The sequence below is a fragment of the Neobacillus sp. BF23-41 genome, assembly GCF_041106275.1.
On the sequence record NZ_JBGBPR010000004.1, the window covers coordinates 118914 to 138132 of the forward strand.

Annotated in this window: 21 protein-coding genes; 7 read left to right on the forward strand and 14 right to left on the reverse strand. The window is 37.8% G+C overall.

The window, feature by feature from the left end; genetic code table 11:
• Positions 1-5: 5 nt before the first annotated feature.
• On the reverse strand, positions 6-962 hold the full coding sequence (locus AB7942_RS08595) for an ABC transporter permease (RefSeq protein ID WP_369446527.1): 957 nt from the start codon (positions 960-962) through the stop codon (positions 6-8).
• 162 nt (positions 963-1124) lie between these two features.
• Complete coding sequence (locus tag AB7942_RS08600) at positions 1125-2702, reverse strand: ABC transporter substrate-binding protein (RefSeq protein ID WP_369446528.1); 1578 nt, start codon at positions 2700-2702, stop codon at positions 1125-1127.
• A gap of 263 nt (positions 2703-2965) precedes the next feature.
• Here AB7942_RS08600 and AB7942_RS08605 point away from each other — a divergent pair, with 263 nt between their 5' ends.
• The 3 genes from AB7942_RS08605 to AB7942_RS08615 all read left to right on the forward strand — a co-directional run bounded on the left by AB7942_RS08605 (position 2966) and on the right by AB7942_RS08615 (position 5665).
• The gene (locus AB7942_RS08605) at positions 2966-3529 is read left to right on the forward strand and encodes an NAD(P)/FAD-dependent oxidoreductase (RefSeq protein WP_369446529.1); all 564 of its coding nucleotides are present in this window, start codon (positions 2966-2968) and stop codon (positions 3527-3529) included.
• Between the two features lie 27 nt (positions 3530-3556).
• Positions 3557-3940 (forward strand): VOC family protein, encoded by a 384-nt coding sequence (locus tag AB7942_RS08610; protein WP_369446530.1) that lies wholly within the window; start codon positions 3557-3559, stop codon positions 3938-3940.
• A 213-nt stretch (positions 3941-4153) separates the two neighbouring features.
• On the forward strand, positions 4154-5665 hold the full coding sequence (locus AB7942_RS08615; RefSeq protein WP_369446531.1) for an MDR family MFS transporter: 1512 nt from the start codon (positions 4154-4156) through the stop codon (positions 5663-5665).
• 48 nt (positions 5666-5713) lie between these two features.
• Here AB7942_RS08615 and AB7942_RS08620 read toward each other — a convergent pair whose 3' ends face one another.
• Positions 5714-6553 (reverse strand): pirin family protein, encoded by an 840-nt coding sequence (locus tag AB7942_RS08620; protein WP_369446532.1) that lies wholly within the window; start codon positions 6551-6553, stop codon positions 5714-5716.
• Positions 6554-6931: 378 nt separating this feature from the next.
• On the opposite strand from AB7942_RS08620, the gene AB7942_RS08625 reads away from it, so the two are divergent.
• On the forward strand, positions 6932-7813 hold the full coding sequence (locus AB7942_RS08625; protein WP_369446706.1) for a nuclease-related domain-containing protein: 882 nt from the start codon (positions 6932-6934) through the stop codon (positions 7811-7813).
• A gap of 264 nt (positions 7814-8077) precedes the next feature.
• On the opposite strand, the gene AB7942_RS08630 is transcribed toward AB7942_RS08625, so the two are convergent.
• From AB7942_RS08630 to AB7942_RS08660, 7 genes are all read right to left on the reverse strand, one after another.
• Positions 8078-8476 (reverse strand): cytosolic protein, encoded by a 399-nt coding sequence (locus AB7942_RS08630; protein ID WP_098930793.1) that lies wholly within the window; start codon positions 8474-8476, stop codon positions 8078-8080.
• 110 nt (positions 8477-8586) lie between these two features.
• Positions 8587-8748, reverse strand: a complete 162-nt coding sequence (locus AB7942_RS08635; protein WP_179195941.1) for a hypothetical protein — start codon at positions 8746-8748, stop codon at positions 8587-8589.
• A gap of 115 nt (positions 8749-8863) precedes the next feature.
• The gene (locus AB7942_RS08640; protein WP_335713007.1) at positions 8864-9013 is read right to left on the reverse strand and encodes a hypothetical protein; all 150 of its coding nucleotides are present in this window, start codon (positions 9011-9013) and stop codon (positions 8864-8866) included.
• A gap of 18 nt (positions 9014-9031) precedes the next feature.
• Positions 9032-10252 carry a tetratricopeptide repeat protein gene (locus AB7942_RS08645; RefSeq protein WP_369446533.1) on the reverse strand — a complete coding sequence of 407 codons (1221 nt, stop codon included), beginning with the start codon at positions 10250-10252 and terminating at the stop codon, positions 9032-9034.
• A gap of 168 nt (positions 10253-10420) precedes the next feature.
• Entirely contained in the window at positions 10421-11359 is a 939-nt protein-coding gene (locus tag AB7942_RS08650; RefSeq protein WP_088089439.1) for a magnesium transporter CorA family protein, read from the reverse strand.
• 226 nt (positions 11360-11585) lie between these two features.
• Entirely contained in the window at positions 11586-12482 is an 897-nt protein-coding gene (locus tag AB7942_RS08655; RefSeq protein WP_369446534.1) for a cation diffusion facilitator family transporter, read from the reverse strand.
• A 107-nt stretch (positions 12483-12589) separates the two neighbouring features.
• A complete protein-coding gene (locus AB7942_RS08660) occupies positions 12590-12730 on the reverse strand; it encodes a hypothetical protein (protein WP_179195942.1) in 141 nt (46 codons plus the stop codon).
• A gap of 99 nt (positions 12731-12829) precedes the next feature.
• Here AB7942_RS08660 and AB7942_RS08665 point away from each other — a divergent pair, with 99 nt between their 5' ends.
• The gene (locus AB7942_RS08665) at positions 12830-13048 is read left to right on the forward strand and encodes a YozQ family protein (RefSeq protein WP_335711836.1); all 219 of its coding nucleotides are present in this window, start codon (positions 12830-12832) and stop codon (positions 13046-13048) included.
• A gap of 50 nt (positions 13049-13098) precedes the next feature.
• On the opposite strand, the gene AB7942_RS08670 is transcribed toward AB7942_RS08665, so the two are convergent.
• Positions 13099-13857: a yteA family sporulation protein gene (locus AB7942_RS08670; RefSeq protein ID WP_369446535.1), complete on the reverse strand. Its 759-nt coding sequence runs from the start codon at positions 13855-13857 to the stop codon at positions 13099-13101.
• A 230-nt stretch (positions 13858-14087) separates the two neighbouring features.
• On the opposite strand from AB7942_RS08670, the gene AB7942_RS08675 reads away from it, so the two are divergent.
• Both AB7942_RS08675 and AB7942_RS08680 read left to right on the forward strand, forming a co-directional pair.
• Positions 14088-14249, forward strand: coding sequence for a hypothetical protein (locus AB7942_RS08675; protein WP_179195943.1), 162 nt, complete (start codon positions 14088-14090; stop codon positions 14247-14249).
• A gap of 17 nt (positions 14250-14266) precedes the next feature.
• On the forward strand, positions 14267-15622 hold the full coding sequence (locus AB7942_RS08680) for an amino acid permease (protein WP_369446536.1): 1356 nt from the start codon (positions 14267-14269) through the stop codon (positions 15620-15622).
• Positions 15623-15656: 34 nt separating this feature from the next.
• Here the strand turns inward: AB7942_RS08680 and AB7942_RS08685 are convergent, their stop codons facing one another.
• The 3 genes from AB7942_RS08685 to AB7942_RS08695 all read right to left on the reverse strand — a co-directional run bounded on the left by AB7942_RS08685 (position 15657) and on the right by AB7942_RS08695 (position 19148).
• Positions 15657-16283: a LysE family transporter gene (locus tag AB7942_RS08685; RefSeq protein ID WP_088089444.1), complete on the reverse strand. Its 627-nt coding sequence runs from the start codon at positions 16281-16283 to the stop codon at positions 15657-15659.
• Between the two features lie 127 nt (positions 16284-16410).
• Complete coding sequence (locus AB7942_RS08690; protein WP_369446537.1) at positions 16411-17451, reverse strand: glycosyltransferase family 2 protein; 1041 nt, start codon at positions 17449-17451, stop codon at positions 16411-16413.
• A 20-nt stretch (positions 17452-17471) separates the two neighbouring features.
• Positions 17472-19148 (reverse strand): DUF6044 family protein, encoded by a 1677-nt coding sequence (locus tag AB7942_RS08695; RefSeq protein ID WP_369446538.1) that lies wholly within the window; start codon positions 19146-19148, stop codon positions 17472-17474.
• Positions 19149-19219 lie beyond the last annotated feature (71 nt).

A 19219-nucleotide genomic window follows, 5' to 3' on the forward strand; every position in this document is an offset into this window, starting at 1 on the left:
AACTTCTATTCCCCCATTCCCTTAATTCTTGGGTCGACAATTCTATATAAAATGTCTGAAACCAAATTCCCAATGATGACAAGGCTTGCTGATAGCAGCATGATGGCCATGACAACTGGATAATCAAACCCTTGAATTGCTTTTACAAAATACGTTCCAATTCCCGGCCAGCCGAAAACTGTCTCCGTTACGACTGCTCCAGTTACTAACATTGGAAGGCTCATTCCCACAATAGTAATGATAGGAAGTAGGACGTTCCTAAGTACATGCCTAAATAAAATAGAAGTTGAATTGGACCCATATGCCTGTTGAACCATAACATAATCTTCGGAAAGCTGGCCAATTGTAGATGAACGGACATAGCGAACAAGCTCTGGCATGAATGAAAGCATTAAAACCGTACAAGGTAGGATCATATGACTTAGAAGATCGGAAAAAGATTCTTCATTTCCAATGGTGTGCATCCCAAGGATTGGGAAGATATTCAGACGGTGGCCAAAAATGAACACAAGAATCATCGCCATCCAAAAGCTAGGAATGGCAATCCCAAATGAACTTAAACCATCAATGACTTTATCCGCTAATTTCCCCTTCTTAGCACCGGCAATTAATCCAAGAAGAATGGAAAAAAACAAGGCAAGGATGTAAGCGGGCAAAACTAGGAGAATAGTATTTGGTATTCTAGCTGAAAGGTCATTTGTTATACTTTCATGCGTGACAATGGAATATCCCCATTCGCCGCTTATAATCCCTTTAACCCAATAAAAGTATTGCAAATAGGCAGGCTTGTCTAATCCATATCTGGCTTTTATCAGTTCAACGGTTTTATTCGTCATGTTCGGTGTCGTCATTGCATCCACCGCATCATATGGAGCCAATTGGATAAGCGTAAAACAAATGATTGAAATAATGAATAGCAAAGGGATCGCCTGTAAAATCCGTTTAAAAATATACTTTAACAAAAATAACCCCACTCCTTACGTTTCTCATATTGACTTTGAGTCTAATCGGAAACGAATACTAGCACACAATTTCTCTTCCATTCAATTACTTTTGGTACTAAAAAATAAAGATAAACAGCGGACTGTTTATCTTTATCTATATCTTCTTAATGAGCTATTTATTTAATAGGATAGCTTCGACATATCCTCAAACGTGTAAACTGGTACTAATCCAGCTTCTTCGATGCCTTTGATTCTAGAATCAATTGCAAGGATTCGTTTGTTTTCTGTTAGAGGATAGAAGGCAGCATCTTCGATAATAAGTTTTTGAATTTCTTCATAAATAACTTTACGCTTCGCATCGTCTTTCTCTACACGACCTTGATTAAATAACTCATCTACTTTGGTATTGCTGTAATGCATGTAGTTTGCTTCACCATTCTTTACAAATAAGGAATTAAAGGTGTCTGGATCAATTCCCATGATGTAGCCGCTAAGATACATATCAAAATCAGTTTGAACGCTTTGAAGCTTCTTGCTTAACGCAGTAGCATCCATTCCTACCAACTCAACGGAAACGCCTGCAGCTTTTAAGTTTTGTTGGATGACAGCGGCTTGCTTCTGCTGGATTGGATTATTAGCAATAAAAGCAAGTTTTAATTTTAGATTAGAAGCTCCTGCTTTTGAAAGTAAGTCTTTCGCTTTTTTTGTATCAAATTTATGTTTTTCTACATTGTCAGTAAAATAGGTTGCTTTCTTTGGTAAGAAAGAATAGGCAGGCATAGAATAATCGGTAGATACATAACTTGCTGTATTGATTTCATCACGATTTAATCCGAAAGCAATTGCCTGTCTTACCTCTTTTTTCTGTACTGCTTTTGAGCTTAAGTTAAATGCTAAGTAACCAATTCGTCCTTCATCGTACGGTTTAATGGTTACATTTGAATCCTTAAACTTGCCTGAATCTGAAGGCTGAATGGCTAAAGCGTTAATTTCTCCTTTTTGGAGAGCCATTGTAGCTGTATTTGGATCCATAATAATACGGTAAACAACCTTTGCAATCTTTGGTGCACCTAAGAAATAATCATCATTCTTTTCAAAAGTAACACTTTCCCCAGCTTTATATTCTTTTAATTTGTAAGGACCAGTCCCCACTGGAGTAGCATTTTTTGAGCTGTTCGCAATGTTTGTTTCCCCTTCGTAAACATGTTTCGGCATGATGAAAATGTTACCCAATGCTTCCACTGCACCCATGCTAACTGTTGGTAAGGTGAATTTAACTGTAAAATCATCTACTTTTTCAACTTTAACTGGTTGATTATTAAATAATAGCTGGCTTCTTGCCCAACCACCATTTTCCTCTTTTAACATTTGCTCATAAGTGAATACAACATCATCGGCAGTAAATGGCTGACCATCATGCCACTTTACGTCTTTTCTTAATTTTGCTGTATACGTTAAGAAATCATCTGATGGTGTCATGCTTTCCGCCAAGAAGTACTTAATATTATCTTTACCGTTATACATATATAATGGAGAATAAAGGGTTTTAATTTCCATTAAACCATAACGGTCACCGGTAGTGATTACGTTAACGGCGTTCCCAGGATCTCCGTCAATTCCATATATAAAGGTATCCGGTTTGTTGGTAGCTTCATTTTTAGAGCTTGACTTATCTAACGATTTTGAAGAACAGCCGGCAAGAACTAGAAAGATACTTAATAAGATGGCTACAAGAATATTAACATTTTTACGAACCAATTTGTCTTCCCCCTACGCTAATACTTTTAATTTGAATTCCTACTAATCTTATATGTATTACAAACAATAATTTTACACGATAGTATAATAATAGTAAATAATATCCCTTTCAATTTCTTATTTTCTCCTTATTCTGCGGTAATTTTTTAAATTGAGGAATTCAAATATATAATAATATTGACGGGCAGTTCATTTTACATAAGTTTCTAATTACGCTAAGCTTAATCTAGCTTTAATTTTTAAAAAAAATGGAGGTTATTGATATGATTGACGTTCTAATTGTTGGTGCTGGGCCTACAGGAGCAAGTGCAGCCCTATTTACAGCCAAAGCTGGTAAGAAAACATTGGTTATTGATAATGATAAAAGTGTGACCAAGCGTGCTTGGATTGAGAACCATTATGGTGTTGCAGAAATTACTGGACCTGACCTAGTTGAAACTGGTAAGAAACAAGCCAGCAAATTCGGTGCAGAAATTGTCCAAGCTACGGTTTCAAATATCAGTAAAACTGAAAGCGGTTTAATAGTTAAAAGCGATCAAGGGGAATATGAGGCTAAACATGTTATCCTTGCCACTGGTATGTCTGTTGATCTAGCTGAAACAGCGGGATTACAAACAAAGCCAGGTACAGAGCCAAGAATCAAGACTATTTTTGACGTGGATGCTGCTGGAAAAACAAATATTGACGGCATTTGGGCAGCAGGAACAGTTGCCGGTGTGAGTATGCATACCATTATTACTGCTGGCGACGGTGCCAAGGTGGCGATTAATGTTATTAGTGAAATAAACGGGGAACGTTATGTTGACCATGATGTTTTAAAAGCTTAAAAAAGGGTACATAAAGGGGGAAGCCAGATGGCAGTAAAGAAAATGGACCATGTCGGCGTAATGGTAAATGACCTTAATGCCTCACTTCTTTTTTATCAAAAAGTGGTTGGGATGGAGTTAAAAGACCAATTTACGATTGCAAACGGTACGATAAATTTAGCCTTCCTTGGGTTCAATGGGTCAGACGAAACAGAATTAGAATTAGTGTATGGTGGAAATTCCGACCTTCCAACTGAAGGGAAAGTTAATCACATCGCCTTTTTAGTGGACAATATAGAAGAGGAATTCAACCGTTTAAAGGGCGTCAACGTTGTTTTCATTAGTGATGAGATCGTGACACTTCCGAATGGATATCGTAATTTCTTTGTGCAAGGACCCGATGGTGAAAAAGTCGAGTTTTTCCAACGTTAAGTTTAAATAAAAGAGAGGGACTCAGCAGCTGGGTCCCTTTTCTTCATTGTGAGTACAAGATGGTTTTCACATAAAAATTGACAGGCAAAACCCTGCCTTTTAAAATTGGTTTAACTTGATTATCATTAGCCTTGGTAATCTAACTAAATATTTCAAAATACTTACAATGAGCGGTTTCATTACTTATCATTTTCTAGAGTAAGGGGAAATTTTATGATTAAAAAAGATACGAATCTTAAACCAGTCGTTGCTGGTTTACTGTTAGCAATTTTAATGGCAGCTATGGACAATACGATCGTAGCTACGGCGATGGCTACAATTGTTGCAGACCTCGGCGGCTTTGATAAATTTATTTGGGTCACCTCTGCCTATATGGTAGCGGTAATGGCAGGAATGCCTATTTTCGGTAAGCTTTCCGATATGTACGGACGGAAACGCTTTTTTATTTTTGGACTCATCGTCTTTCTGATTGGCTCGGCATTATGCGGTATTGCCCAGAGCATCGTTCAATTAAGTATTTTCCGTGCCATTCAGGGGATCGGCGGCGGAGCCCTGATGCCGATTGCTTTTACGATTGTTTTTGATATTTTTCCACCTGAAAACCGCGGGAAAATGACCGGTTTGTTGGGGGCAGTTTTTGGCGCATCCAGCGTCTTAGGGCCGTTACTTGGGGCATACATAACTGATTATATTAGTTGGCACTGGGTTTTCTATGTGAATGTGCCAATTGGAATTGTATCGATTTACTTAATTGTTCGTTATTATCATGAATCATTACAGCATTCCAAGCAAAGGGTTGATTGGCTTGGGGCGATAACACTGGTCATTTCGGTGGTGAGCTTAATGTTTGCCCTTGAGCTAGGCGGGAAAGAATATGCTTGGGATTCTACTCCAATCATCGCTTTGTTTGCAGGCTTCTTCGTCTTTTTTGTGGCCTTTTTCATTGCTGAAATAAAGGCTGCTGAACCGATTTTACCGCTTTGGCTCTTCAAAAGGCGCTTGTTTGCCACCTCGCAAATTTTGTCCTTTTTATACGGCGGTACGTTTATTATTTTAACCGTGTTTATACCGATCTTCGTTCAAGCGGTTTATGGTGGGTCAGCTAAGAATGCTGGATTGATTTTAACACCAATGATGCTCGGGTCTGTTGCAGGGAGTTCGGTGGGCGGTATTTTCGTGACGAAAACCTCCTACCGCAATTTGATGATTGTATCGATTATTTCATATGTTCTTGGCATGTATTTCCTAGGCACCTTGACTGTTGATACAGCTCGTTCCTTGCTGACGATTTATATGATTTTGGTTGGCTTCGGGGTTGGTTTTTCCTTTTCTTTATTACCAACTGCTTCCATGCATAATTTGGAGCCGCAATACCGCGGAACAGCCAACTCAACAAACTCATTTTTACGGTCATTTGGAATGACACTTGGGGTAACGATCTTTGGAAGCCTGCAAAACAATTTGTTTACGGATAAATTGAAGGATGCGTTTAAAGGCATTCAGGGTGCAGGAGATTTTAAAATGGGCGATCCACGCCAAATTTTCCAAGCGAGTGAACGCTCAAAAATTCCCGATTTTATTTTAGATAAAATTGTTCATGCGATGTCGGATTCAATCACACATACCTTTTTACTAACATTGATTCCCATTGCAATTGCGGCGATTACAATCTTTTTCATGGGTAATGCCCGGGTAGAAGTCAGTAAGAAACAGATAAAAGGATAATAGTTAAGCACTTGGGAGATTTTATCCCAAGTGCTTATTTTTGTTATCTTATTCTGCAAACTTCCCGTCCATATAATCGCGATAGGCCTGGCGGATTTCTTCTTCGGTATTCATGACAAAAGGTCCCCTCGCAACGATTGGCTCATTCAGTGGTTTTCCTGCATATAACAACACGCGAAGAGATTCCCTGGCGGTAATAGTAACTTCACTGGTTTGCCCCGCATCGCCTATTCCTAGCAGAAGCACATGGCCTTTTTCGGCCTCTGTCTTACTTTTTCCAAACTGACCTTTTCCTTCTAAAACATACATGAAGCCATTGTAGTCTCCCGGAAGATCCTGGGTAACGGTTGCTCCTGGTTGTAAGTTGATTTCAACCATTGTCACCGGAACATAATTTTTCGTTGTCGATTGGATGCCGCCTGATGAACCGGAAAAGATTCTGATTAATACCCCATCCTCTTCGCGCACTGGCATGTCTTTGGCACGGAGATTTTGATAACGCGGTTCTGCCATTTTGTGCTCACGCGGCAGGTTCACCCATAGCTGCAAGGAATGAACAGTCTCTCCTTCAGCCGGGTCTTCGATATGGATCACGCCTTTTCCGGCTGTCATCCACTGGACATCACCAGGCTCAAGCTCCCCCCGTCCCGCTTTATTATCCTGATGCTCAAGTTTTCCCTCAATCACATAAGTCACTGTTTCAATCCCACGATGCGGGTGGAAATCAAAGGTACCTTTTTTAAAAAAATCTTCTGCTAGAAATAGAAATGGATCTGACTCTTTCATTTGATTTGGATCCAAAACCATTCCCGCTGTATGTATCGGACTATTCTGGTGATGCTGTACCGTCCAAACACGGTCAATACCCCTTTGGAAAATTCCACTCATCCTTTGTACCCTCCCTTTGTAAATTATGATAATGGTATCGTGATCGAGATGTTTTATCAAATTTAAGGATTGTTATGTGCAAAAAAAGAGATTCGCCCATTGAATACCGGGATTGGCCCATTAAAACTAGAAATTCGCTCATTAAATACGGGGATTCGCTCATTGAACTCCGAAAATCACTCATTGAAATATATTTAGATAAATATTTTACAAAAATCGATAAAATTCGGCAGGAATTTCTATACTTCTACTAGAATTCATTCATAAATTGAGAGGAGTGTTAATTTTGCTAATAAAAGAACGGACAAAACCATTAATTATGCTTATATTAGAAGCTTTACTGCGGCGACTCCATACAGTCACCAAAAGTACCAACAAATTTTAGAAGAGCTAGGAAGGAGGCAGGCCGGCTACCTTGGTGAGAAATCGCTCGATTACTATTATCGTGACCTTCCACAGCAGAAATATATGATCCTCCACGATTTAAACCTACCTGATGGTAACTACAACTGCCAAATCGATACCCTTCTTCTAGCACCTGTATTTGCCCTAGCAATCGATGTAAAAAACATGGCCGGAAAGTTAATATTTGATACTGAAAATGAACAGTTTATTCAAATCAACAATGGTATTGAAAAAGGATACGGTTATCCGATTGCTCAGGGAGAAAGACATCAAAAATACTTACAGAAACTTCTTGCTGAACATCATTTCCCTCCAGTTCCAGTTGAATATTTAGTGGTGATTAGTAATAGCAATACTACATATGCTGTTACAGGAAAAAATGCCCACAAAGTTAAACCTCGAGTATGTAAGGCCGACGTCTTCTTAAACAAAATTACCCTTTTAGAGAAACAATATCCGGAACCGCTACTGTCCGCTAAAGACATCCGTAAGCTTTGCCGTCTCCTCGTGAAAAAGAATACCATTCCAACAAGCTATGTATTGAATAAATATGGTATTCAGAAATGTGACCTGTTAACGGGTGTCCACTGTCCTATCCACTCTAATCATTCCCTTGTCCGTAAGAACCAAAAATGGTACTGTCCTGCCTGCGATACTTTTTCAAAGGATGCACATATTAACGCACTGAACGATTATTTTCTGCTGTTTGGTCCCACGATAACAAATAAGCAGTTTCGGGAATTTGCTCATATAAAATCACGGGATGTAGCAAAAAGAATACTGCAATCTTGTAATCTGCAATGCCTTGGAAAGTACAGATCCTGGTCCTATGCTCCAAAGAGCTTCCCAGAGTGAGTTTTAATTTCAAATTTATTAACAGGGTAAAAATGATTCGCTCATAAAGTTGCGAAATTCGCCCATTAAACGCCTAAATTCGCTCATTAATTCTGTAGATTCGCCCATTGAACGCAGAGATTCGCCCATAAATCAAAAATTCAACACTTGAATTAACCCAATAAAGGAAAATATCGATCAAAACCAATAAAGGACACCTAAATTAGGTGTCCTTTACCATAATATTGAGGAAAGTGAGCATTTTTTTCAGAAAATGCCCCCTCGTTATACCTCGAGATCCTTGCCTTCTTCGACTACATGGAAGAGAAGATGGGCTAAATGATGAATCGGGCCATATTCTTCCTCGTCCTCATCGTCTGGTTCCTCATTAAACTCCATGTCATTTAAGAATAGCGCCATAAATTCGTAAAAGTCCTTCAATTGGAAGGAATAGCAGCCAACTGGGTCTTCATTGTCTTCCTCATAATGCAATACCATATAAGAGAGGTCCCCGTCCTCATCCTCTGCATCAAAAAACACAAATAGACCAATGTTTGTGTCGAGCTCAAATAAATGCCTTGTTCCGCCTTCCGTGGCTTTCGTAAAATCTTCTTGACTAAGTTTTTGGATCTGCATGCTATCTACATTATCTTCTTGATGGAATCCGACAACAAATGATTTCATGTTTTCCTCCTTCATTCTTTTCCGTAATAAAAAACACATGTCAATAGCATGCCCTAATTCAAGCACGTTTCATTCCTAATCAGCTAAAAATAGATAAAAAGGTGACATCATTAATCACACTGTTTCTCTTCCCCTTCAAAATGTTCATTTAAGAGTGTATTTTCACTTGGAGCGAAATTAACTGACTGTAAACTCATTTTCGGTTCCAGTCCATAAAGTTCGTCAACTGATTTCCCTTCATTTTTCTCACTTGGAGATTTTTCTTTTTTCATTTTTATCACCTCTTTCATAATAATATTTTCCTAGTATTGTCTGCCTTAATTTTATTTAACATTCCAATCCTCAAAAAAAAAAAACCCTGATCAGTTCAGGGTTTTTTGATAACGATCAGCCAATTGGCGGTTGAATGGGATGATATGCAGGTCCACCAGTTGAATAGGCCACGTCACTGCTTGACGTTGACACTTTCACATCCTTAGGTGAAGTAAAAAGAGCAATCAGTGAGATTGAAAACATTATGACAACAAACTTTTTCATATAAATGCCTCCTTCGATTTAAGTTATTTTATTTAAATAAGTAACCGCATCAATAATCAGACCCTTTTGATTGTAATAATCTGCAAGCATTTTATAAAAACAGGTTAGGTCATCACTATGTTCATTTTCCTCTTCAAAATAGGGAATTACCTTAGATTCCAAATATTTAAACGCTTTTGCTGGCGAGGTCATGTGGAGGAGATAAAATTCCGCCAAGAGTCTATATTTTTTAACCCCCAGCTCTTTTGACAATAAGTTAACTTCTTGGAAGCAATCTTTTGCTTTTTCGATGGAGTTAAGTGAATGGTGCAGCTCCCCAATCGCATGTAATGTGACTAGATAGTGCTGATTTTTGTTTGGCTGCAAGTCCAAACTTTTTTGATAATAGTACAGAGCTTCCTTTGCATTCTTCATTTTAAATTGCAAATGGCCCATATTATGATAGATCTGGGGAAGTAATTTAACTTTCTTTAATAATTCTGCGTTGCGGATTATGTGCTGAAAACACTCCTGGGCTTCCTCATATATATTGGAGTGGGTATAATTAATCCCGAGCAGCATAAGTGTGTGGAGAATTCGGATGAAGTTATGCTGATTCATGAATATTTGCAGGGCCATCTTACCAAAATGGATAGCATGTCCTGATTGCTCAAGTGAGCTTTTTACAAGTGATCGATGATAGAGAAATTCCCCACTTGATGCTTCATTATTATTTTCTGTATGTAAAACATCAAGGATTTCATCCGCATTTTGATATTGACCCTTCCACATTAAGAATATCGCATGATAGTATCGAAATAAATAATCTTCATGTTGGGAAAAATTTTTCTTTTGCTTATATAAAAGAGCTCTTTGATGCTCTGCATCTTCAACAAGTCCCTTAAATATAAGATATCTAAATTTATATAGCTCGTAGATATACATATATTTGGAGAATGGGATGAGGTGTTCCATTTTCACTAGTTTCTGATAATTTTCTTCTATTTCATCCCTTAGATAAAAATTAATCTTACCGTCTAGCCTTCTTAGTAAAATCTTTATTTCTTCTTCTTTTTCCTCCATTTCTTCTAGGCTTATGTTTAGCCGCTTGAGTAACAGGGAAATTGTTTCTTCGTTTGCTTCTTTTGAATTGTTCTCAATTTTACTTAAATGCGGGACAGAGCAAATCCCTTTGGAAAGCTCTGCTTGTGTCATTCCTCTTTGAGTTCGATAGAATTTAATCAGGGCTCCAAATTCCATAATGCCACCCAGCGTGCCTTTCCTTTTTTCACTATTTTACAACAATATGAGTATTTCATACATATACTTTTCAGATTATTAAAAAAAATAAAAATTTTAGAACCACTTAAAACTTGGGAAAATTTTTACAATATACAAAAAAACCAGCCCTCCGAAGGACTGGCAAATCTAAAAATATTTCTTTTTCCAAAAAACGAAGGCTGTTAAACTTGTTAAAAAAGCAGAGATTACTAGTGGTATTGCATAGGAATGAGTAGCATGCTGGAAAGGGATATCAACGTTCATCCCATAAAAGCTCGCTACCATCGTTGGGAAGGATAAAATAATTGTAATGGAAGTTAAGAACTTCATTACAATGTTTAAGTTATTCGAAATAATCGATGCAAAAGCATTCATCATACCCGTTAAGATCGAGCGATAGGTTTCAGCCATTTCAATCGCCTGTGTTTTTTCAATAATAACATCTTCTAATAAGTCCTTGTCTTCTTCATACATTTTTAAATAGTTAAAACGCAAAATTTTATCGAGGACAACCTTATTTGACTTTAACGAGGTCGTAAAATAAACCAAACTTTTCTCTAAAGCCAAGAAGGCGAATAGCTCTTTATTTTTCAACGATTGATGAACGACACGTTCAATTTCATTTGTTTTCTTGTTAATTTGCTTTAAGTACCGAAGATAATAAGAAGAGATGACAAATAGAATTTGCAAAGCAAAGCGTGTCTTTTTAAACGTAAAAAACTCTTTCACTCTGTTTTTCCGAAATTCTTCTAAAATCGGTGTATCTTTTAAGGAAACGGTAATGATACATTCGTCCGTAAGAATAATACCGATTGGAATGGTTTCATAACCAGCAAAACCATCTTCATCATGAACGATATAGGGAAAGTCAACAATAATATAGACTCGGCCATCATCACGTTCAATCCTCGGGCGTTCTTCATCATCCAGGGCATCTTTGATGATATCAACATCCACTTGTGCATCCATGGATACCTTATTAATTTCTTCTTGTGTTGGGGCATACATATTGACCCAGCAGCCTTTTGAGATGACATCTACTTGTTCTAAAACTTTTGTCTCCGTGCTTTTAAATATTTCCAGCATGACTTAACCTCCTCACTCATTTTGTTTGAGGAAGCCAACAACCTTTTCTAGAGTTGATATTCTTGATATTCAATTCAATCCATTCAAAGATAACATTGACTTCCCCTCGCCTACTTGGGTCCGGGTCTACGGAATAACTCAAAAATATCAACTCCTTCTAACCTTTTATATATCCTTTCTTATCATAAACCCTAATCATCGAAAGTACAAAGGAGTTTTTTTGGAATTATTCATCTTCCTCAAAATAAGGGTTTAAATGAATTAAAACTTCCTGAATATTGTCAAATTTATCCATTAATTTTTGTTTAATTAATTTCGCGAGGTCATGCCCTTGCTTGATCGTTTTATAGTGATCGATTGCTATCCGTAAATCCACCAATACATAATGACCCAATTCCCTTGCTCTAATTCGGTCAATGCGTTTTACCTCTTGGAACTCGTTAACAACAGCGATGTATTCCTGAAGTGTCTCTGTATTAATATTACGTTCGAGTAAGATGTCAAATGCCTCTGTTAACATTTCCTTCGCTATTTTAAAAATTAAGTAAGCGACAAAAATACTAGCTGCCTTATCCCCGTATAGTAAAAAATGGATATCGAATCGGTTCCCTGCGATGGAAAGGAGAACCCCTATTGCAGCAGCAATTGATGCGACAATATCTGCTTTATGGTCTAAGGCAATAGCTTCAATTGCCTTACTCTTATTCTGTTTCGCAACCTTTAATGAACTGCGATATAAAATAATCTTGGTTACATACGAAAATACGGCGACCCACATCGCCAGTAAGCTGGGTGATTCCACTTCATGAAAGAAACCGCTGATGCCTTCGTAAACCACATAAATAGCGACGAGAAAAAGCAATATACCAATAATGCCTGAAACAATGACTTCGGCCTTCCCATGTCCATAAGGATGTTCATTATCGGCAGGCTTATTAGCAATTTTTATCACTAACAGCACAATGACAGATGCAAAAACATCTGCGGCTGAGTGGATTCCATCTGCAAAGACCGCGTCACTATGTCCATACCAACCAATGACTATTTTTCCAAATGTAAGAATAATGTTACTGATTACACTGATCCAGGCTACTTTTTTAGCCAGAGTTTCTCTCATCTCCATAAGTAAACCACCTTTAAAATTCCCACTAGAAATCATAGCAAACGTAACCTAGATGGGTCTAGAGAAAAAGTCTTGCCTGCTTTAATCTATGTTGGGCATATGCAAAATCATAATCCTTCTTCACCTTGATTTTCCTCTTTTACCATTTCGATCTCTTCAACAACAGAAATTTTATTGATTTGGTCATGCAGAAAATGAAAAGCTTCGTCTAACTCTTCCCGAGATGGGAATTCATTTTTTTCGTTCATAATGTAACCTCCATTTGAGATTTATTTTTTATTGGGAGTAATCCTGTCAAAAAAAGAAAAAAATACCCTTGTATCAAACACGAAAAGGGAGGAATTAAGATGGACAATAAGAATCAGAAAGCTAATCCAAAGAAAGAATTGGCAGGTAGTTTCTATCATCCAAGTTATTATCAAGAATCGGATGAACTTTCTGCCGGGCTTGCCACTACACATGAGCAAGCTAGTGACACGTATACTGAAGGTGAAATCGGCGCAGTGATTGATGATGTAAATGGTAAGGATATCCCCATTCCACAAAAAGGCTATGATAAACAATAAAATTAGAGAAAACAGCTCTCACTTGAAAGCTGTTTTCTTTTTTTTATCCATCATTTATCATCATGATCAACGTAAGGGTCGTGTTCAAATGCAGGTAAATCCCCAAAGCTTGTCATGATTCCTTCCTCATCAAGGGCATCTTCATATTTTTCATGCTGAGGGTTTGGATAAACCTTGATTTCATTTCTATACATGTCATTTCCAACAAAATTTTCATAGTCCTCGACATAGCCAATGTTTTCGTCTGCTTCAGAATAGATATCACCATAACTATCCTGTGGGAAGGCTAAATCGGATGGAGTTTCGGATGTTCCCCAGGCTGCAACCTCCTGCCATGAATCTTCCGCATCGTAACCAACATTTTCATCCTTTTCATCCATATCAAACTTACCAAATGGCGGCATCAAGACGCCTTCTTCAACTGGTCGTTTGTGTGAAGTAACCTGATCGGGGCTGTGCTCGATACAATAGGTTGTATTTGGCAAGGCCTCTAAACGTTCTAACGGTATTTCCTTTCCGCATACCTCACAGTTTCCATAGGTTCCATTTTCCATCGCATCTAAGGCATGATTTATATTTCTTAGTTCAAATTGATAATGTTCATTTAAAGCAATATCTTTCTCCCGTTCATATAATTCGGTTCCTTCATCGGCTGGATGGTTATCAATGCTGGATAACTCCCCCATTGACTCATGAAAATGACCTCTTTCTAAACCAAAATGATCATTTTGTTCTAAATGCCCTTCCACTTCACTCTTTTCCTGTAACAACTGTAACCGTAACTCAGCTAGCTGCTGTGTCGATAACATGTGATAAACCCCTTTCAATGAAAAGCGCAATTATTTATTACTCGATCTATTTCACCATTTATTGTTTTTATTTTTTTCGTTCTCCTTTATTTTCATTTTTTTCGTGGTTGATTATGTAATGAAAATTTAATTCCATCAAAAACCTAACTAATGCATCGATTATTAACTGAATAAGAATTGAACAGGCGAGTATCTTAATAAATATCAAATAGGAGAAATGAGGAGATTATGTGGTTAATGAAAACTTTGATAAATTCAGACAAGAACAAAAGGAACATCAAGCAGTATATTTAGGCGGTAACAAAACGCAAAAGCCAGGCCTTAATGATCCAGAATATAATAATCAAGATAATACCGACAAATCGCCAGGAGCAACCGGACGTGATATTTAGTTAAAAGGAGAATTTCAATGAGTAAATCTAAAGCCGGTGCGGGCGAAAAAAACGATATGAAATGGTGGCAGCTTTCTTTATTTGGAGTGGGTTGTACAATTGGGACAGGCTTTTTCCTTGGCTCTGGTTTAGCAATTAAGATGACTGGCCCCTCTATTTTAGTTGCCTTTTTCATTGCTGCACTTGGTACTTATTTTGTCTATGATGCTTTGTCAAAGATGACCTCCAAAGAGCCACTACAAGGCGGCTTCAGGTCGTATGCGAAGAAAGCCTATGGAAGATGGGCAGGATTTAGCAGCGGCTGGGTTTACTGGTCCTCAGAGGTGCTAATTATGGGAAGCCAAATGACAGCCCTCTCCATTTTTTCTCGTTTTTGGCTTCCAAAAATACCTTTATGGATTTTCGCCACAATCTATGCTGTTCTAGGATTAGCCGTTATATTAATCGGGGTAAAAGTTTTAAACAAGCTCGAAAATATTCTTGCCATCTTAAAAATCTCAGCAATACTAATGTTTATCGTTATAGCTTTGCTAGCAATTTTTGGGGTCATTAATGGAGATCGCCCGATTCAGTACCCGAATAGTAGAAGCGAAATCATTCCACATGGCTTTAAAGGATTGTGGTCAGCAGTAATATTTGCTTTCTATGCCTTCGGGGGCATTGAAATCTTAGGTTTAATGGCAACAAATTTAAAAGATCCAAAGGAAGCTCCAAAAGCAGGAAAAGTGATGTTGTTTACGCTGATGGTTATTTATGTAATTTCCATCGGCCTAGCGGTCATCATCGTTTCATGGAATCAATTTAATACAAAGGAAAGTACATTTGTGGTTGCCTTAGATGCTTATCATCTAACTTTTGTTCCGCATTTATTTAATGCAACATTAATTATTGCAGGGTTTTCGACAATGGCAGCATCTCTTTATGGAGTTACAAGCGTTCTTGTTACCCTTGGAGAAGAAGGCGATGCACCTGAAAGTTTTTCAAAACAGGGAAAATTAAAGGTTCCCCTCCCTGCCCTGCTAGTTACAATGCTTGGAATTACTGCTTCGATTGTATCCGCGCTGGTACTGCCAGATCAAATTTATGAGTGGGTGACAACAGGAGCAGCATTAATGCTACTTTATAATTGGCTCTTTATCCTTGCATCCTCAAGAAAAATCTTAGAGTTAAAGCTGAAGGAAAAAATAATGTATTCAATTGGTGCTCTATTTATTTTAATTGCTGTCAGTGGAACACTTTTTCACAAAACAAGCAGGCCCGGCTTTTTTATTAGTTTAGCCTTTCTTGTGATTATTGGAGCAATTACCTTAATCATGTCGTTCAAATGGAAAAAGTCTAAGAAAAAAGTACTGAACCCTTGGCCAACCGCATAAAAAATCCAGCGAGTTTATTCGTTGGATTTTTTTGTTATCCAAGTAAAATATTAAAGGCTTGCATGCCAAAATAAATCCCAAAGCCAATCAATGAAAGACCAGATAGGCAGGAAATGACTACAAGTAAATGGGCTGTTAAAAATTGTCTGAAGCTGCTAGCGACACTTGCCATCGCAATATCCCAGATTAAGAGTCCAATAAAAATTGCACTGCTATAAATCACCAATTGACCAGTATTATAGGTTGCAGCAGTTTTGGCAAGTACAGACCCATAAATACCTAACCAAAAAAGAATGGTTAACGGATTGGATATCGACATTAGGAACCCAGAAAAAAAAGATTTGATCAGCGGTTCCTTCCCTCTGGAATGCTCTAAATTTATCTTGCCTGCATTCATAAAGGTTTCTATGCCAGTATACATCAGTACAAAACAACCAAAAAACCAGAGAAAGGTTTGCATAAATGCAGTCTCAAGAAATTGGACAACTCCTATGTAAACAACAAACATATATATGCCATCTGCGACAACTGCCCCTACTCCAATAAGCCACGAGTTCATAAATCCGTTTCTTATGCCTCTGTCTATTTGCGCGGCATTAATTGGTCCAATAGGAGCCGCTAGTGACAATCCTAAAAGTATGTAGCTCAAAAATACATTCATCCATATCTCTCCCCTAATAAATGAGTAGAAGCTTGTCTATCCATTTTTATTCAGAGAAATAGGTTTGTACGACAAAAAAATAAAATGAGCTTACTAATACTTCAGGAAAACTATCACGCTGTTTGAGTTAGTTGTTGGTTTCAGATATTTGTCTAAGGTCAAGATTATAAAACTCATCCTCTACTGTTGGATTAAGCAAATGGTGCCTTGTTTTTGCCAGATTAAATGAATCGATATCAACAATATACTTTGGACGCTGTTTTGATTCTTTATAGATTTTCCCAACATACTCGCCTATTAATCCGATCGCAATTAACTGCAAGCCGCCAATAAGCCAAATCGAAGTAATCAGTGACGTCCAGCCCGTCTCGGTATTCCCAAAAAACTTTAGCGTTAAAAAATAGACTCCAAAGATTAGACTAAAGAAAAATGAAACCAAACCGATGATTAACACAAAGCGAATAGGCGAAACAGAAAAGGAGGTAATTCCATCAAAAGCAAAGGCTAGCATCTTTTTTAAAGGATACTTTGTTTCACCAGCTTGTCTCTCTAGCCTGTCATAATAAACTACATCCGTGCGAAAGCCGAGAAGAGGAACAATCCCTCGTAAAAATAAATTGACTTCGCTAAATCGTTCTAATTCTTGCACTGCTCTTTTACTCATTAATCGGAAATCGGCATGATTATAAACGAGGTCAACTCCCATCTTTTCCATGACCTTATAAAATCCTTGGGCAGTACTTCGTTTGAAGAGAGTATCCGTGTCACGCCCCTTCCTAACACCGTAAACAATTTCACACCCTTTATGAAATTTCAGGACAAACTCACGGATTACATTGATATCATCCTGTAAATCTGCATCAATGGATACAACGCAATCAGAAAGATCCTTTGCTGTAAATAAACCAGCAAGTAATGCATTTTGGTGACCTACATTTCTGGATAATTTTAAGCCCCGTACAAATTCATTTCTTAATCCCTCTTTATAAATCAATTCCCATGTTCGATCCTGACTTCCATCATCGACAAACAAGATTTTGCTTTGTTTAGAAACAAGCTTATCGTTAATCAGCTCTTTCACCAATTGCTGAAGCTCAGCAATGGTCAAAGGTAAAACCTCCTCCTCGTTATAGCAAGGCACAACAATTGTAAGAACTGGTTCCATCATCTGTTTAAAACCCCCGCTGTCTACAAAGTCTTGTATAGATAAATTTTCCATGCTGATGTTTTCGATTCGAATACTTTCATTAGCAATAATTGATTTTCCTTCGCGTTATCGATAGGCAGCGCCGAAAAAATAAATCGGCCTCCCATTTTTTTAAAGACACCCGTATTCAGTTCTAAATGTTTCAAATGTCGTTTAGAATCTTTTTTGATCATATAATGTTTTCCAAGCTGTGCGGTAAAGAGGTAACAACGGCCGCCCCATTTATCAAAATAGGTGCGAACCTTTTTATTTTTAGCCAATTCCCTTTCAATTATTTTCCTAAACTGATGTTTATAGGTTAATGGATAAAAATTATTATAGGTATCCAGTGTGTAAAACCCGTTATATTGAGAGATGGCTGGGTGTATTCCTATACTGGCAACACGATATTCTTCCTTTGGAAGTGCGATATATTCCTCTATTTCATGGAACATTTCCTCAGCAAAAAATGCTTTGACAGAAGGCTTTTCCCGATAAATGATTTCATCATTAAATAGTCCCAAAAAGAGAAGTTGCAAGACGGCATACCACTTAGCTGTTCTAACCCAGCTCTCTCCTTGAAGTGAAAGGACTTTTAATGCAAGGGCAAAGCCTGCATAAATAACCATCGGCCGTAAAAAATGATAGCGGGCGAAATTAAAGGTAGCCAAAAAATGGAATCGCTTGACTATAGGTGCCCATCCCTCATAAAACCAAAAAGCATACCAGATCGATAGCACAATATTTAGTGAGAATAAAAAGACAAATAGGCTTTCCTGCCTCCAAAGCTTTTTTCTGAAGACAAACCATATGGCGGTAATGGTTGCAGGTAAAATAAATAGCGTATGAACCGTCATCACATGGGTGTGTCCGAGCAGATAATTTTTTATGGTAAGCCTAACCGACCTCCAAAAAGGCAAGGTTGGATTAAAATATTCATCCCGACTATTCGGTTCATCGATTAATAGAAAAGAAAAAATGAGCCGATATTCAACTAACATAAAAATAACTGTCATATAAATAATGGCTGCCAAAAAGCGAAGATTCCATCCCTTCCCTCTTAAACAATCAGTTAACCAAAAGAACCCCATGGCCGTTAAAAAAAAGAAAAATCCTAAAACAATGCTTGCATAAAATGGTAAGAGGGTGAGCACCAAATAATCCGTCCATGCTCCCTCACCGTTACGAATGTTAAGAAGTGCCCAAAGTGCAAGCGGCATCCCCAACGTACTCAACATTCCAGACGGCCAAAAAGGCGTCAAGGCAAAGGCAAGAGCGGTTCCAATTTGTAAAAACAGCCACTTCTCCCCAGGTAAAAAGTGTTTTTTTAAGAGCCAATACATGCCAAAAAAAGCTACGATTCTTGTGAGGGCTTGGCTTAAACCATAGGCGATCATTGTTGGAAAAAGGGCGTAAAGCCAGACAATGATACTGTATTCGGTCCCAAAGGCATTTCTCGATAATTGTCCATTGATGATTTGGGGAATGGTCGCATTAACAGGGCCGAACATTTCTCCACTTCTCGTTAAAACCTTATACCATGCCAGGTTCGAATCAAGATTATCATGAACACGAATATGTGCATTTTCCTGGAGAATAAAAAGTGGAGAAAGATAGGCAGCTATTACAAGGAGGGCAATGATGATGAATCTTTGCTCTTTTTTGGTTTCAATAAGCACTCTTCTTCACCTCATAGGTCAAAACTTAAAAAGGACAATTCCGTTTTTAAGTTTGCCTATTGGGAAAATAT

Excerpts from the sequence above, each read along its gene's own strand:
- AB7942_RS08605 (WP_369446529.1), top strand. The coding sequence starts at position 2,966 with ATGATTGACGTTCTAATTGTTGGTGCTGGGCCTACAGGAGCAAGTGCA.
- AB7942_RS08610 (WP_369446530.1), top strand. The coding sequence starts at position 3,557 with ATGGCAGTAAAGAAAATGGACCATGTCGGCGTAATGGTAAATGACCTT.
- AB7942_RS08615 (WP_369446531.1), top strand. The coding sequence starts at position 4,154 with ATGATTAAAAAAGATACGAATCTTAAACCAGTCGTTGCTGGTTTACTG.
- AB7942_RS08620 (WP_369446532.1), bottom strand. The coding sequence starts at position 6,553 with ATGAGTGGAATTTTCCAAAGGGGTATTGACCGTGTTTGGACGGTACAG.
- AB7942_RS08630 (WP_098930793.1), bottom strand. The coding sequence starts at position 8,476 with ATGAAATCATTTGTTGTCGGATTCCATCAAGAAGATAATGTAGATAGC.
- AB7942_RS08635 (WP_179195941.1), bottom strand. The coding sequence starts at position 8,748 with ATGAAAAAAGAAAAATCTCCAAGTGAGAAAAATGAAGGGAAATCAGTT.
- AB7942_RS08640 (WP_335713007.1), bottom strand. The coding sequence starts at position 9,013 with ATGAAAAAGTTTGTTGTCATAATGTTTTCAATCTCACTGATTGCTCTT.
- AB7942_RS08645 (WP_369446533.1), bottom strand. The coding sequence starts at position 10,252 with ATGGAATTTGGAGCCCTGATTAAATTCTATCGAACTCAAAGAGGAATG.
- AB7942_RS08650 (WP_088089439.1), bottom strand. The coding sequence starts at position 11,359 with ATGCTGGAAATATTTAAAAGCACGGAGACAAAAGTTTTAGAACAAGTA.
- AB7942_RS08655 (WP_369446534.1), bottom strand. The coding sequence starts at position 12,482 with ATGGAGATGAGAGAAACTCTGGCTAAAAAAGTAGCCTGGATCAGTGTA.
- AB7942_RS08660 (WP_179195942.1), bottom strand. The coding sequence starts at position 12,730 with ATGAACGAAAAAAATGAATTCCCATCTCGGGAAGAGTTAGACGAAGCT.
- AB7942_RS08665 (WP_335711836.1), top strand. The coding sequence starts at position 12,830 with ATGGACAATAAGAATCAGAAAGCTAATCCAAAGAAAGAATTGGCAGGT.
- AB7942_RS08670 (WP_369446535.1), bottom strand. The coding sequence starts at position 13,857 with ATGTTATCGACACAGCAGCTAGCTGAGTTACGGTTACAGTTGTTACAG.
- AB7942_RS08680 (WP_369446536.1), top strand. The coding sequence starts at position 14,267 with ATGAGTAAATCTAAAGCCGGTGCGGGCGAAAAAAACGATATGAAATGG.
- AB7942_RS08685 (WP_088089444.1), bottom strand. The coding sequence starts at position 16,283 with ATGAATGTATTTTTGAGCTACATACTTTTAGGATTGTCACTAGCGGCT.
- AB7942_RS08690 (WP_369446537.1), bottom strand. The coding sequence starts at position 17,451 with ATGATGGAACCAGTTCTTACAATTGTTGTGCCTTGCTATAACGAGGAG.